Origin of the sequence: Kitasatospora sp. NPDC058406 (assembly GCF_042722765.1) — a bacterium.
Lineage (GTDB): Bacteria > Actinomycetota > Actinomycetes > Streptomycetales > Streptomycetaceae > Kitasatospora.
Genome location: NZ_JBHXKE010000114.1, coordinates 16791 through 29140, shown reverse-complemented (window position 1 = coordinate 29140; position 12350 = coordinate 16791). Strand labels below are relative to the sequence as shown.

At 72.1% G+C, this 12350-nt stretch carries 13 protein-coding genes; 5 read left to right on the top strand and 8 right to left on the bottom strand.

The annotated features are described in order from the left end of the window. Positions 1 to 165: 165 nt before the first annotated feature. Positions 166 to 402 carry a hypothetical protein gene (locus ACFWOG_RS22610; protein WP_380360598.1) on the bottom strand — a complete coding sequence of 79 codons (237 nt, stop codon included), beginning with the start codon at positions 400 to 402 and terminating at the stop codon, positions 166 to 168. 141 nt (positions 403 to 543) lie between these two features. Here ACFWOG_RS22610 and ACFWOG_RS22605 point away from each other — a divergent pair, with 141 nt between their 5' ends. The 3 genes from ACFWOG_RS22605 to ACFWOG_RS22595 all read left to right on the top strand — a co-directional run bounded on the left by ACFWOG_RS22605 (position 544) and on the right by ACFWOG_RS22595 (position 1932). Next, on the top strand, positions 544 to 1410 hold the full coding sequence (locus ACFWOG_RS22605; RefSeq protein WP_380360596.1) for a helix-turn-helix domain-containing protein: 867 nt from the start codon (positions 544 to 546) through the stop codon (positions 1408 to 1410). Continuing rightward, positions 1374 to 1583 carry a DUF397 domain-containing protein gene (locus ACFWOG_RS22600; RefSeq protein ID WP_380360594.1) on the top strand — a complete coding sequence of 70 codons (210 nt, stop codon included), beginning with the start codon at positions 1374 to 1376 and terminating at the stop codon, positions 1581 to 1583. Before ACFWOG_RS22605 ends, ACFWOG_RS22600 begins: the two co-directional genes overlap by 37 nt. 139 nt (positions 1584 to 1722) lie before the next feature. Then, positions 1723 to 1932, top strand: a complete 210-nt coding sequence (locus ACFWOG_RS22595; RefSeq protein WP_380360592.1) for a DUF397 domain-containing protein — start codon at positions 1723 to 1725, stop codon at positions 1930 to 1932. A 153-nt stretch (positions 1933 to 2085) separates the two neighbouring features. Here the strand turns inward: ACFWOG_RS22595 and ACFWOG_RS22590 are convergent, their stop codons facing one another. From ACFWOG_RS22590 to ACFWOG_RS22575, 4 genes are all read right to left on the bottom strand, one after another. Beyond that, entirely contained in the window at positions 2086 to 3390 is a 1305-nt protein-coding gene (locus tag ACFWOG_RS22590; protein WP_380360590.1) for an MFS transporter, read from the bottom strand. A 77-nt stretch (positions 3391 to 3467) separates the two neighbouring features. Further along, a complete protein-coding gene (locus ACFWOG_RS22585; protein ID WP_380360588.1) occupies positions 3468 to 4445 on the bottom strand; it encodes a transaldolase family protein in 978 nt (325 codons plus the stop codon). Continuing rightward, positions 4442 to 5698 (bottom strand): MFS transporter, encoded by a 1257-nt coding sequence (locus ACFWOG_RS22580; protein WP_380360587.1) that lies wholly within the window; start codon positions 5696 to 5698, stop codon positions 4442 to 4444. The genes ACFWOG_RS22585 and ACFWOG_RS22580 overlap by 4 nt, the downstream gene beginning before the upstream one ends. Positions 5699 to 5826: 128 nt before the next feature. Then, complete coding sequence (locus tag ACFWOG_RS22575) at positions 5827 to 6366, bottom strand: VOC family protein (RefSeq protein ID WP_329883852.1); 540 nt, start codon at positions 6364 to 6366, stop codon at positions 5827 to 5829. A gap of 247 nt (positions 6367 to 6613) precedes the next feature. On the opposite strand from ACFWOG_RS22575, the gene ACFWOG_RS22570 reads away from it, so the two are divergent. Then, on the top strand, positions 6614 to 7822 hold the full coding sequence (locus ACFWOG_RS22570; protein ID WP_355401065.1) for a serine hydrolase domain-containing protein: 1209 nt from the start codon (positions 6614 to 6616) through the stop codon (positions 7820 to 7822). A 201-nt stretch (positions 7823 to 8023) separates the two neighbouring features. Here the strand turns inward: ACFWOG_RS22570 and ACFWOG_RS22565 are convergent, their stop codons facing one another. Continuing rightward, on the bottom strand, positions 8024 to 8983 hold the full coding sequence (locus ACFWOG_RS22565) for an aldo/keto reductase (protein ID WP_380360584.1): 960 nt from the start codon (positions 8981 to 8983) through the stop codon (positions 8024 to 8026). A gap of 50 nt (positions 8984 to 9033) precedes the next feature. Here ACFWOG_RS22565 and ACFWOG_RS22560 point away from each other — a divergent pair, with 50 nt between their 5' ends. Then, complete coding sequence (locus ACFWOG_RS22560) at positions 9034 to 9399, top strand: MerR family transcriptional regulator (RefSeq protein ID WP_329883855.1); 366 nt, start codon at positions 9034 to 9036, stop codon at positions 9397 to 9399. Positions 9400 to 9418: 19 nt separating this feature from the next. Here the strand turns inward: ACFWOG_RS22560 and ACFWOG_RS22555 are convergent, their stop codons facing one another. Then, positions 9419 to 10678: an acyltransferase family protein gene (locus tag ACFWOG_RS22555; RefSeq protein ID WP_380360582.1), complete on the bottom strand. Its 1260-nt coding sequence runs from the start codon at positions 10676 to 10678 to the stop codon at positions 9419 to 9421. Beyond that, complete coding sequence (locus ACFWOG_RS22550; RefSeq protein ID WP_329948072.1) at positions 10675 to 12321, bottom strand: FAD-binding oxidoreductase; 1647 nt, start codon at positions 12319 to 12321, stop codon at positions 10675 to 10677. Before ACFWOG_RS22550 ends, ACFWOG_RS22555 begins: the two co-directional genes overlap by 4 nt. Positions 12322 to 12350: the final 29 nt, after the last annotated feature.

Genomic DNA, 12350 nt, shown 5'->3' with positions numbered 1-12350 from the left:
AGCAGGCGGGCAGGCCGGCGCTGATGCCGGTGGCGAGGACGAGGCCGAAGATCAGGAGGCGGGGTCCGAGCGGTCCGTCGTGGATCGGCCGGCAGACGAGGGCGGCGGTGAGGGTGCTGAGGGCGGGGACGCCGAGGGCGGTGGCGACGAGCGCGGGGGCCCGGTTCACGCCGGGTCGTCGGCGCGCGGCCTGCTGGGCTGCTGGACGCTGAGGTAGCGGGGTTCGGGCAGGGGTCGGACGAGTTCGGGCCTGGTGGTCCACTCGCAGCCGCCGCCCTCGTGGCGGAGGTAGGCGAGGCCGCCGAGGGTGTCCATGTAGACGCCTTCGAGCACCCCACCGGCGGGGACACGGCACCCGAAGTCACGGACCACCTCCCCGACGACGGGGGTGTACACGGGCATGCGGGGGCAATTGGGCATGGGGGCTCCACTGGTCGCACTGAGCTGCTTGACCATTACGTTCCGTGTTTATGATGGCCTGGATGGGTGCACACTCAGCCCCGAGAGCGCAACTTGATTCCTTGATCCACAAGTTGGTGGGGCATGGTCAACCGCAAGGAACTTGATCCGACGTCCGGTCCGTGGGCCCCGTTCGGATTGCAACTTCGCAGGTCGCGTGAGGTGAAGAAGCTCACGCAGGCGCGCCTGGCGAAGCTGGTCGGATTCGATCCCTCCTACGTCTCCTACGCCGAACTTGCATCGCGCGAGCCGCCGAGCGAGAAGTTCGCGCGCAGGGCGGACGAGGTCCTGGAGACCGGTGGCACCCTGCTGCTGATGTGGCTGCAGAACAAGAACTCCGGTTTGCTGGAGGGATTCCCCGTCTTCGCGAGGCATGAGGCGAAGGCGGCTGAGATACGGATCTTCGAATCAGGCGTCGTGCCCGGGCTCTTCCAGACCGAGGCATACGCGAGGTCCATCGCACTCGCCGATGTCCGCCGCGGCACTATCACGAGCCAACAGGCCGAGGAGCGAGTGACGTTCCTACTTGCACGTCAGCAACTGCTGAATCGAGCCCAGCCGCCACTCATCCATGCGGTTCTGGACGAAAGCTGCCTGCGTCGCCAGGTCGGTGGAGTAGCGATCATGGAGGAGCAGTTCGCCTTGCTGGAAGCGCAGTTCGAGTCGAGCCACGTCATCCTCCAGATCGCCCCATTTGCCATGGGCGAACACAGGCCGTTTGCTCTACCGATGGTGCTGCTTACGCTTCCCGACCGATCCTTGCTCGGGTATTCGGAGTCGGAAGGGCGGAGCCATCTTGAACACGATTCCGCCATGCTGGGTGCTTGGAGGAGACACTACGATCGATTGCAAGTGGGAGCGCTGGCCGAGACAGTGACTTCCGATTGGTTTCGCGCTGCTCGGGAGGGAAATGCATGTCCGAGATCAACTTGGCCCGTGCCGCGTGGGTGAAGTCCAGCTACAGCCAACAGGGCGGCAACTGCGTTGAGGTGGAGCTCGGTTCGTCCGGTATCGTCCCCGTCCGTGACTCCAAGGACCCATCCGGCCCTGCCCTCGTCTTCCCTGACGAGGGGTGGCGCTCCTTCGTCACTGCCCTCCAGGCTGGCGAATTTGGTGAGGGTTGATCGCCATTGCCCGATGGCCCTGACCGTTCGCCGGTCAGGGCCATCGTCGTTCATCGGCCGGTTCTGGGATTCACCTGGTCGTTCGGCGCGCGTACCGTGAGCGGTGCTGGTACCAACTCCCGTGTGGAAGGGCTCTCGGATGACGCGTGTCGACCTCACGACTGCCTGGTGGTACAGGAGCACGTACAGCGGCAATGGCGGCAACTGCGTCGAGATCGCCCCCGGCTTCCGCGACCTCGTCCCTGTCCGTGACTCCAAGGACCCCCAGGGTCCGGTACTCCTCCTGTCGGCCGATGCCTTCGCGGCCTTCGTCGCCGCTGTCCAGGCCGGCGAGTTCGGTGAGGGCTGACCGACCCAGAACCCGGGAGGCCCTGCTACGCCCGGACCGGGCGGAGCAGGGCCTCCTACTTCTCCTCCTCCGGCGGGGGCGGCACGCCCGCGCGCCAGCGGGCCAGGGCGGTCGCGCCCTCCGCGAGCGGGGTGGGCCGCTTCCCGGGGGCGCTCACCGGGCGGCCAGCGCGTGCTGGATGTCCGCCAGCGACCGGTTCTTGGTCTCCGGCACCTTCCGTGCCACGAACAGCACCGCCCCGAGCGACACCGCCGCGAAGAACCAGAACACCCAGCGCTCACCGATCGCATCGGCCGTCGGCAGGAAGGCCTGGCCGACCACGAAGTTGGCGGCCCAGTTGACCAGTGCGCACAGGCCCGTCCCCCGGGCCCGCGACTCGGGCGGGAAGATCTCGGCGGCCAGGATCCAGAACACCGGCCCCAGCCCGATCGCGAACGCCCCCACGTACGACGTCATCGCGACCAGGGCGACCGCGTCGGCGACCGGCCCCGGCTGCTGCGGCCCGAGGGCCACGCCCAGCGCCACCAGCGAGACCGCCATGCCGCCCAGCGACCAGAGCAGCAGCGGGCGTCGCCCGACGCGGTCGATCAGCGGGATCGCGGCGATCGTGAGCACCACGTTCACCGTGCCGATCGCCACCGAGTAGCCGATCGAGTCGGTGGCCGGAAGCCCGGCCCGGGCCATGATGCTCGGCGCGTAGTAGATGATCGAGTTGATTCCGCCGAACTGCTGCACCGCCGCCAGCGTCACCCCGATGACCAGCGCGGCCCGCGCCCCCGGGGTGGTGAGCAGGGCGCGCGGCCGCTCGGTCCGCGCCGTCCGGGTGCGGCCGTCCAGCCAGGCGGGCGTCTCCGGGATGAACAGCGTCCCGATCAGCATCGCCACGGACGGCACCAGCCCGACCGCGAACATGGCCCGCCAGTCGGCGGCGTCCGCGAAGGCCAGGTTGACCAGGTACGACACCAGGATCCCCACGGTCAGCAGGATCTGGTTGACCGTGATCATCCGCCCCCGCAGCCTCGGCGGTGCGATCTCCGCCAGGTAGAGCGGCACGACCGTCGAAGCGCTGCCGACCGCGAGGCCGAGGACGGCCCGGGCGGCCAGCAGGGTCCAGAAGTCGGGGGCCAGGGTGGCGAGCAGCAGCCCGACGGTGAACGTGGCGGCGACGCCGATCAGCACCTTCCTGCGGCCGAAGCGGTCGGCCGGCCGGGCGCCGGCCAGCGCACCGACCGCCGCGCCGAGCAGCAGCGCGGAGATGACCGCGCCCTCCTGGAACGCGTTCAGCGCGAGCTGGTCCTTGAGGAACAGCAGCGCACCGGAGATGACGCCGGTGTCGAAGCCGAACAGCAGGCCGCCGAGCGCCACCACGCCGGTGGCGAGGGCCATACGGGGCACGGGTGGTGGCGCGACGTCGGGCGCGGCGGGCGGTGCGACGTCCAGGTGGAGCTGCGGTGCCATGAGCGGGTTCCCCTCCTGGGGCGGGTCGGGCCGGGGGCAGTGGGGCCGGGGCAGTGGGGCCGGACGTGATCGACCGGCTAGTGGTGGGCGTGGGAGGCGTCGAGCTCGTGCAGGACGGACTCGTGCCGGATGTCGAACCACCGCAGGTAGGCGACCAGCCGCTCGGTGAAGGCGTGCGCCTCCGCCTCCTCGCGCCGGCTCTGCGGGGCCCGCGCGGGGAGCGGCCCGTCGATCGACTCCAGGGCCGGGGTGCACAGTTCGACCGTGTCGCCGGGCGCGGCGAGCCCGTCCAGGTAGTCGGCGGTCCGGTGGCCGGGGACGCCGTGGTAGAGCTGCGTCCAGACCAGTTGTTGCGGTCGGGCGCCGGCCGCGGTGAGGGCGCGCCAGCGGGCGGAGGCGTCGGGGTCGTGGGCGTCGGCGTGGATCCGGCGGGCCAGCCGGGCGGTGGCGGTTCCGGCCATCCCGCGCAGGGCCTTGGCCTCGTGACTGCCGGCCCGGTCGAGCAGGGCGTCGATCTCGACGTCGATGCCGCCGACGCCGAAGGCCGCGACGGAGCCGAGGGTGGTGAGGTCGAGGCCGCGCCAGCGGGCGAGTTCGAGCCCGTCGAGGTGGGCCCGGACGGCCTGCCGGTAGCGGGTGACGGAGTGCACCGGGCCGAGCCGGACGCCGATGCCCTCGCCGAGCAGCGGGGTCAGGGCGGCGACGCCCGCGTCGGAGGCCGGCAGGGCGGCCAGCAGGTTGGGCCGCGCGACGGTGGCGGCCAGCCGGCGAGCGGCGTGCAGTTGGGCGGTGGCGGCGCGGGTGCGGGCGGCGACCGGTACGGAGACCAGTCCGTCGCGTCCCTCGCTGCGCTTGTACGCGGGGAGCAACACGTCGCACAGCAGGCGGAGTTCATTCTCCGGGACCGGTCCGGTGAGGGCGACGGAGGTGATCCGGCCGGCTTCGGCGAGGCGGCGGATCCGGTCGTGGCCGGCGGCGCCGGACGGGGTGTGCTGGTACCAGACGCCGAGGCCGGTGGCGGTGCGTACCGGGGGGCGCTCCAGGGTGCCGATCATGCGGGGACGGTCCTTTCCGGGTCGAGGGGGCGGGGGTGCGGAGTGGGTGGCACGGTTCCGGGAGCGGGTGGAGGGGAGGGGGCGGGGCGACCGGCGGGGTCGGCGGGCCGCAGCCGCGCGCTGGCCGCCACCGCGACCAGGGCGGCCAGGCAGATCGCGGCGGCGAGCGGGACCACCGGCCCGACCCCGTGCGCGGTGACCGTCCGGCCGCCGAGCGCGGCCCCTGCGGCGATTCCGGCGTTGGCCGCCGAGACACCCAGGGTGGCCGCGAAGTCACCGCCGGAGCTGGCGAGTTCGACGATCCGGGACTGCAGGGCCGGGACCAGACCGAAGCCGACCAGGCCCCAGCACGCGACGATCACCGCGGCGGCGGCCCCGGACCGGCCGAACAGGTGCAGCGCGAGCAGTGCGGCGGCGAGTCCGGCGCAGCCCAGGGTGAGCGTGCCGGCGGCCCGGCGGTCGGCCAGCCGGCCGCCGGCGAAGGTGCCGACGGCGCTGGCCGCGCCGAAGGCGAGCAGGTACGCGCCGACCAGCCCGCCGGTGACGCCGGTGACGCCCTCCAGGTAGCCGGCCAGGTACGTGTACGCGGTGAACTGGCCGGTGAACAGCACCACGGCGATGCCCAGCACGGCGAGGACCGGGCCGGACAGCGCGCCCCGGAGCTGTCCGGCCAGGCTGGCCGCCCCCATGGCCGCGGTCGGCGGGACGGTCCGCCGGACGGCCAGCAGGGCGAGTACCCCGAGCACGGTGACGGCGGCGAGTGCGGCGCGCCAGCCGAGCCACTGCCCGGCCAGCGTGCCGAGCGGCACGCCGAGCACGGTGGCGACCGAGATGCCGCCGAAGACCAGCGAGATGGCCCGCCCCTGGCGGCCGGGGCCGGCCAGGGCGACGGCCACGCTGGTGGCGGCGCCGACGATCACCCCGTGGGCGAGCCCGGCCGCGCAGCGGGCGGCCAGCAGGACGGCGACGTTCCCGGCGGCGGCCCCGCCGGCGCTCGCCGCCACGTAGGCGGCGAGCGCGCCGAGCAACAGGGTGCGGCGCGGCAGCCGGAGGGTCAGTGCGGTGAGGGCCGGCCCGCCGAGGGAGATGCCCAGGGCGTAGCCGGTGACCAGCAGGCCGACCGTGCCCAGTCCGGTCCCCAAACCGTCGGCGATCGGGCCGAGGATTCCGACGACGACGAACTCCGACGTGCCGACGACGAAGGCGGTGAGCGCCAGGGCGAGGAACGCCGGGCGCTTCGCCGGGTGATTCACCGGGTGATTCACCTGCCGCGCGACCCGATCCTTTTCCGGAAAGTCCTTCGGAAAAGCCGCCGAAGGACTTTCCGGGAAATTCTGCGGGCCGTCGGCCGTTCTGGTCTCCCTGCTGTCCGGCATGGCCGTCAGCTCTCCGGCCAGTATTCGGAGGGGAGGTAGAGGCGGGTTTCGGTGGCCTGTTCGTACGGCATTCCGGAGGGCATGTTGATGAGTTCCATGCTCATGCCCCAGGGGGTGGTGAAGTAGACCCAGCGGTCGCCCTTGATCGGACCGTCCTCGATGGTCTCGGGCTCGCCGAGGATGGTGACGCCGGGGTGCTTGCGCAGGTAGTCGGCGGCCTTGTCGACGTCGTCGACGTAGATCGCGAAGTGGTGGCCGCCGATGTCGCTGTTGCGCGGCTGCTCGCGGTCCTGCTCGGGGGCGGTGTACTCGAAGAGCTCCAGGTTGGCGTTGGGGCCGAGGCGGAGCATGGCGATGTTCGCGGAGGCCCGCGGGTCGACGTTCAGCTTGCGGGCCATCCAGTCGGTCTCCGGGTCCTCGACCGGGCCGAGGCGGTAGGCGAGTTCGGCGCCGATGACGTCGACGAAGAAGTCGACGGCCTGCCGGAGGTCGGGCACGGTGTAGGCGATGTGGTGGACCGCCCGGGCGCCCGGAATCTTGGCCATGGGAATCCTCTTTCGTTCGATCCCGTTCCGAGGGATCCCGCCGGTGGGCCCGGCGGGATTTCCCGGCCGGCTGTCCGCAGCCGGCTGATTCGAGAATGGGGCCGACCGGCGGTGGGGGCAACGAGCTCCGGCGGACTTTGTCAAGGTGCCAAACCGGCGCTCCGGGCGTTCACGATTCCGGCCGACTGTGTTCTGCTGTTGGGCCGATCGGGAATTTCTCCCACGTATTCGAGCGGAGCTGGTTCACATGACGATCACGTCCGAGGTTCACGTCGCCGGCCGGGTGGCCCCGGGATTCGAGCGGGTCCGTGCCGAGTTCGAGCGCAACCTGCTCGAACGGGACGATCTGGGCGCCGCGTTCTCGGTCCACCTGGGCCGGGAGACGCTGGTGGACCTCTGGGGCGGGACGGCGGACGCGCGGACCGGCGCCCGCTGGGAGCGGGACACGCTCCAGACGATCTTCTCCGGGAGCAAGGGCATCACCGTCACCGCGCTGCTGAAGCTGGTGGACCGCGGTGCGATCGAGCTGGACCGCCCGGTCTCCCACTACTGGCCCGAGTTCGCGGCGGCCGGCAAGGCCGCGGTGACCGTCCGGGAGGTGGTCACCTTCACCGGTCGGCTGCCCGGCATGTGGGCCCCGGTCAGCCAGGACGACGCCAACGACCCGGTCCTGATGGCGAAGCTGATCGCCGCCCAGGAGCTGGAGAGCGACCCGCGCGCCGACGGCATCCTGTACGGGCCGCTGTCGGCCGGCTGGATCGTCGGCGAGCTGATCCGCCGGGTGGACGGCCGCCCGCTGGACCGGTTCTTCCGCGAGGAGATCGCCGGGCCGCTGGGGCTCGACATCCACTACGGCACCGGCCCGGCCGACTGGCCCCGGCTGGCCCGCACCACCTACGGGACCAACTTCCTGCCCCAGTTCACCGGCTTCTTCCACAGCGACGACCCGCTGACCCGGCGGATCTGGCAGAACCCGCAGCCGTTCCCGGACGACGAAGGCGTCTGGGGCCGTCCGGAGCGCCGGTCCGCGCTGATACCGGCGATCAACGTGAGCGGCACCGCCCGGGCGTTCTCGACGCTGTACGGGATCCTGGCCGAGGACGCCGTCCGCCCGCGGGACGACGCCCCGCTGCTGCTCTCCCGGACGACCATGGACGAGGCGCGCGGCGTGTACGCCCGCAAGACGGACCGGCTGATCGACGTGGTGATGGCGTACGGCGGCGGCGGGTACCGGCTGCGGACGGCCGAGCGGCCCGGCCCGGACGGGGAGACCTTCGGCCATGACGGCGGCGGCGGTTCGGCGAACCAGGCGTGGCCCCGGGTCGGGCTGGGGGTCTCGTACGTGATGAACCGGTTGATCGCGCTGGGGCCGGACGACAAGCGGGCCGGCTCGCTGCTCAAGGCGCTGGCGGCGGACGTGACCGATCTGGGGCTGATGCCCGAGGGCCGGTCCTGAGACCCGCCGGGGAAGCCGTCGACGGCAGTGACGGCGGCGACGTTGCTGATGGCAGCGGGCCCGGCCGGACAGGCGGAAACGGCAAGGGCCCCCACGGGGGTCGGGGGCCCTTGCCGGTCGGGTGGCCCACCCGGCGGAGCACGCCGCCGGGTGGGCCGGTCATCGCACCGCGGTCACCACACCGCGGTCACGCCGCGGACGTCACGCCGCGGACGCGGCCTCCGCCTCGGCAGCCTCGGCGGCCTTGGCCGCCTCCGCGGCGGCGATGCCGTCCAGGCGGGCGTACTGCTCGGGGGTCAGCTCGACGGCCAGCGCGCCCAGGTTCTCCGCGAGGTGCTTCTCGGAGGTGGTGCCCGGGATGGGCAGGATGTTGGGCGAGCGGTGCAGCAGCCAGGCGAGCGCCGTCTGGGCCGGGGTGGCGCCGATCTCGCGGGCGACCTCGGAGACCGGGCTGTCCTCGCCCGCGTGGCCGCCGATGGCGATCGGGAAGAACGGCAGGAACGCGATGCCGCGCTCGGCGGTGAAGTCGACCACCGCGTCGTGCTGGCGGGTGGCCAGGTTGTACCAGTTCTGCACGGAGGCGATCGGGGCGATCTCCAGGGCCTGCTCCAGCTCGTCGACGGTGACCTCGGAGAGCCCGATGTGCCGGACCTTGCCCTCGTCCTGGAGCTGCTTGAGCGCGCCGATCTGGTCGGCCAGCGGCACCTCGGGGTCGATCCGGTGCAACTGGAGCAGGTCGATCCGCTCGACCTGGAGCCGGCGCAGGCTCAGCTCGGCCTGCTGGCGGAGGTAGGCCGGGTGGCCGACCGGGACCCACTCGGAGGGGCTCGGGCGGGTCATGCCGACCTTGGTGGCGACCACGACGTCCTGGGCGTACGGGTGCAGGGCCTCGGCGACCAGCTCCTCGCCGGCGCCGAGGGCGTAGGAGTCGGCGGTGTCGATCAGCTGGACGCCGTGCTCGACGGCGGCGCGCAGCACACCGAGGGCGGCGGCGCGCGGGGTCGGGCCGTGCCAGACGATCGCCTCGGTCGGCTTGATGTCCGGGGTGTCGGCGAGGCGCATGGTGCCGTAGCCGATCCGGCGGACCGTCAGGTCGCCTCCGACGGCGAAGGACTGGCGGTCGATCTGGGTGGTGATCTCGGTGTTCGTCACGCTGGTCACGGTACAATCTCCCATTCGTGTGAGATTCAAGTGGTTGTGAGGGGTGTCACATGCGGATCGGTGAGCTGGCGGCGCTGACCGGGGTCAGCGTCCGCCTGTTGCGGTACTACGAGGAGCAGGGCCTGCTGGAGACCCACCGCCGCGAGGGCGGCCACCGCCGGTACGGGGAGGAGGCGCCGGCGGTGGTCCGGAACATCCGGGCCCTGCTGGGGGCGGGGCTCTCCACCGGGGCCATCCGGGACGTGCTGCCCTGCGTGAGCGGCGACGGCTCGGTGGCGCCCTGCATGCTGGAGGTGCTGGAGCACCGGCTGGACCTGCTGGACCGGCAGATGCTGTCGCTCGGGGCGAGCCGGGCCGCGTTGGCGGGGATCGTCGCGGCGGCCCGGCGGGAGGCGGCGGAACCGGTACCGGTGTAGCGCCCCGCCCCGGTGCCCGTTACTCGGCCGCCGCGGTGGCGGCCGGTGCGGTCCCGGCGGTTCCGGCGGTTCCGGCGGGTACGGCGGTTCCGGCGGGCGCGGTGGCCGCGGTGGTCGCCGCCCGGGGAGCCGACGGAGGAACCGGCCGGGTATCGGGCCGGGTAGCGGGCCGGGACCGACCCCATCGACGCATCACCGGCACCTCGACCAGGCGGTACAGCGCCCAGCCGAAGACGATGCTCAGCGCCAGGGTGATCCCCATGACCCCCAGGGCACCGGGGGTGTCCCAGGTGTTCGCGCCGGCCGATCCGGTCGCAGCGAGGCCCAGCGGTCCGTACTGGATGACCAGGAAGTGGACCATGTAGAAGGCGAAGGAGACCTCGCCGAGCCAGACCATGGTCCGGCCGGCGAACGGTGTCCCGAGCCCCGCGGCGTCCTTGACGGCGACCGCGGCGATCAGCAGCGCGACCGGCAGGGCGGTCGGGGCGGCCATGCCCCAGGCGTCCGGCAGCGTGATCATCAGTGCGTAGCCGGCGGCGACGAGCAGGACCGTCACCGGCCAGCCGATCGCCACCCACCGCCCGGTCCGGACGATCCGTGCCAGCAGGATGCCGAGCACGAACTCCGGCAGCCGGGAGGCCGGGAGGAAGTAGACGAACCAGTACCGCCAGAAGGAGAGCGGCTGCCAGGGCGAGTTCGGGCTCCCCGGGAGCAGCTGGGCGAGCAGCGGCAGGGCGAACAGCGCCGCCGTCACCAGGCCCACCCAGAGCCAGAGCCGCTCCGGCCGGATGCGCTTCACCAGCGGCAGGATCACCGGGAAGCTCAGGTAGAACAGCACCTCGCAGGCGAGCGACCAGCTCGGGCCGTTCGTCCCGCCGATCACCTCCAGGGAGGGGATCCAGCTCTGCAGCAGCAGCAGCGAGGGGACCGTCCCGGCGGTGGTCAGCTCGGCGCCGGCCCGGGCCATCAGCAGCAGCCCGACCAGCCAGGTGACGGCGTGGTTGGGGTACAGCTTGAAGAGCCGGCGGCGGTAGAAGGCGGCGGGGCGGTCGCCGTCCCGGGCCGACCAGGTGAGCACGAAGCCGCTCAGGACGAAGAAGAACCCGACGCCGAGGAAGCCCGCCCGGCTGAGGTACGTCGACATGAAGTCGTTCAGGCCGGGCCGGTCGAACGGCTTGGCGACCGACACGTGGGTCAGGAAGACCAGCAGTGCGGCGATCCACCGCATGCCGGTCAGCGACGGCAGGCGGGAGAGTGCCTCCCTGGTGGGCGCGCTCACCGGGTGCTCCCGGGGAGCCGGATCGACTGGCGGTGGCGGAAGAAGTCCTTCGGGTCGTACTGCTGCTTGATCCGCTGCAGCCTCGGGTAGTTGTCCTTGTAGTAGAGCGCGCTCCACGGGACGTTCGAGGTGTTCTGCTCCGGGTCGCTCAGGTCGCGGTCCGCGTAGTTGACGTAGCAGCCGTCGGTGACCCGGTTGGAGACCGGGACGCCGCCGGTGTCGCCGTACACCTCGCGGTAGAACTCCTGCAGCCAGGCCATGTTGGGGGCGTCGTCGGCCGGCGCCGTCCAGTAGGTCTGGTACAGCAGCTTGAAGATCGCGTCCCGCTGCGGCAGTGCGGTGGCGCCGGAGGCGACGCTGTTGATCCGGCCGCCGAAGGAGATCACGGCGACGCCGCCGCGCGGGTTGGTGTAGTCGGTGCGGGTCAGGTGCTTCCAGACGGCCGCGATCTGGTTCTCGGGGAAGCCGCGGCGCATGTACGCCGACTTGTGGCCGGCCCGCAGCTGCGGGTTGGTCTGGGTCGCGTCCATGGTGCCGATGTACTTGACCGCCTTCAGCCACGGCAGCCGGACCACGTCGCCCTGGTGGGGCACACCGAGGGCGGTGCTCAGGCCCTGGACGAAGTCGTCGGCGCGCTGCTCGGCCTGCGGCACGTCGCCGTTGACCTGGAGCAGCAGGACCAGGCTGCCGGAGACCTTGTGGTTGAGGAAGAGCCAGCTGGTCAGGCCGTTGTACACCGAGTCGGGGGCGCTGTTCTGCTCGAACCAGGTGCCGTAGTGGCGCACCATCTCGGTGAAGCCGCGCTGGGTGATGTTCTCCCAGGACCAGCTCGGGATGGCGATCAGCACCTCGGCCGGCGGCTTGGGCAGCAGGTCCGACGGGTTGGTGCCGGTGGCACCCGGCGAGCGGAACCAGTACCGGGTGACCACGCCGAAGTTGCCGCCGCCACCGCCGGTGTGGGCCCACCAGAGGTCGCGGTGCGGGTCGTTCGGCTCGCGGGTCGCGACGACCGCCCGGGCCCGGCCGTTGGCGTCGAGGGTGACGACCTCGATCGCGTACAGGTGGTCGACCACCAGGCCGTGCTTGCGGGACAGGTTGCCGTAGCCGCCGCCCTGGACGTGCCCGCCGACACCGACCGCGTAGCAGACGCCGCCCGGAACGGTGACCCCCCAGCCCTCGTACAGGGTCTGGTAGACCTTCAGCAGGGTGGCGCCCGCCTCGACCTCGAACGCCCGGCGGCCGGGGTCGTAGCCGACCGCGTCCATGAGGTTCATGTCGACGACGATCTCGACCTCGGGGTTGTAGACGAAGTCCTCGTAGCAGTGCCCGCCGCCCCGGACGGTGAGCCGCTGCCGCTTGTCGGCCGCGTCCTGCACCGCCTGCACCACCTGGGCGGTGGTGCGCGGCAGCCGGACGCCCTTCGGCTTGGCCTCCCAGCGCGGGTTGAAGCCGGATATCAGGTCGACGTAGCGCGGGTTCTCGGGGGTGACGCTGATCAGGTCCCCGTTCCGTACCGCTCTGGACGCCCGACCGGTGTCCTCCGCGGCCGCCCCGGCGGCCGGGACGAGCAGCCCGCCGGCCGTGGCGGTGCCGACGGTCGCCCCGGCACCGGCCACGAACGTGCGGCGACTGAGATTTCGCATGGAACTCTTCCCACTTCCTGTCAGTGATG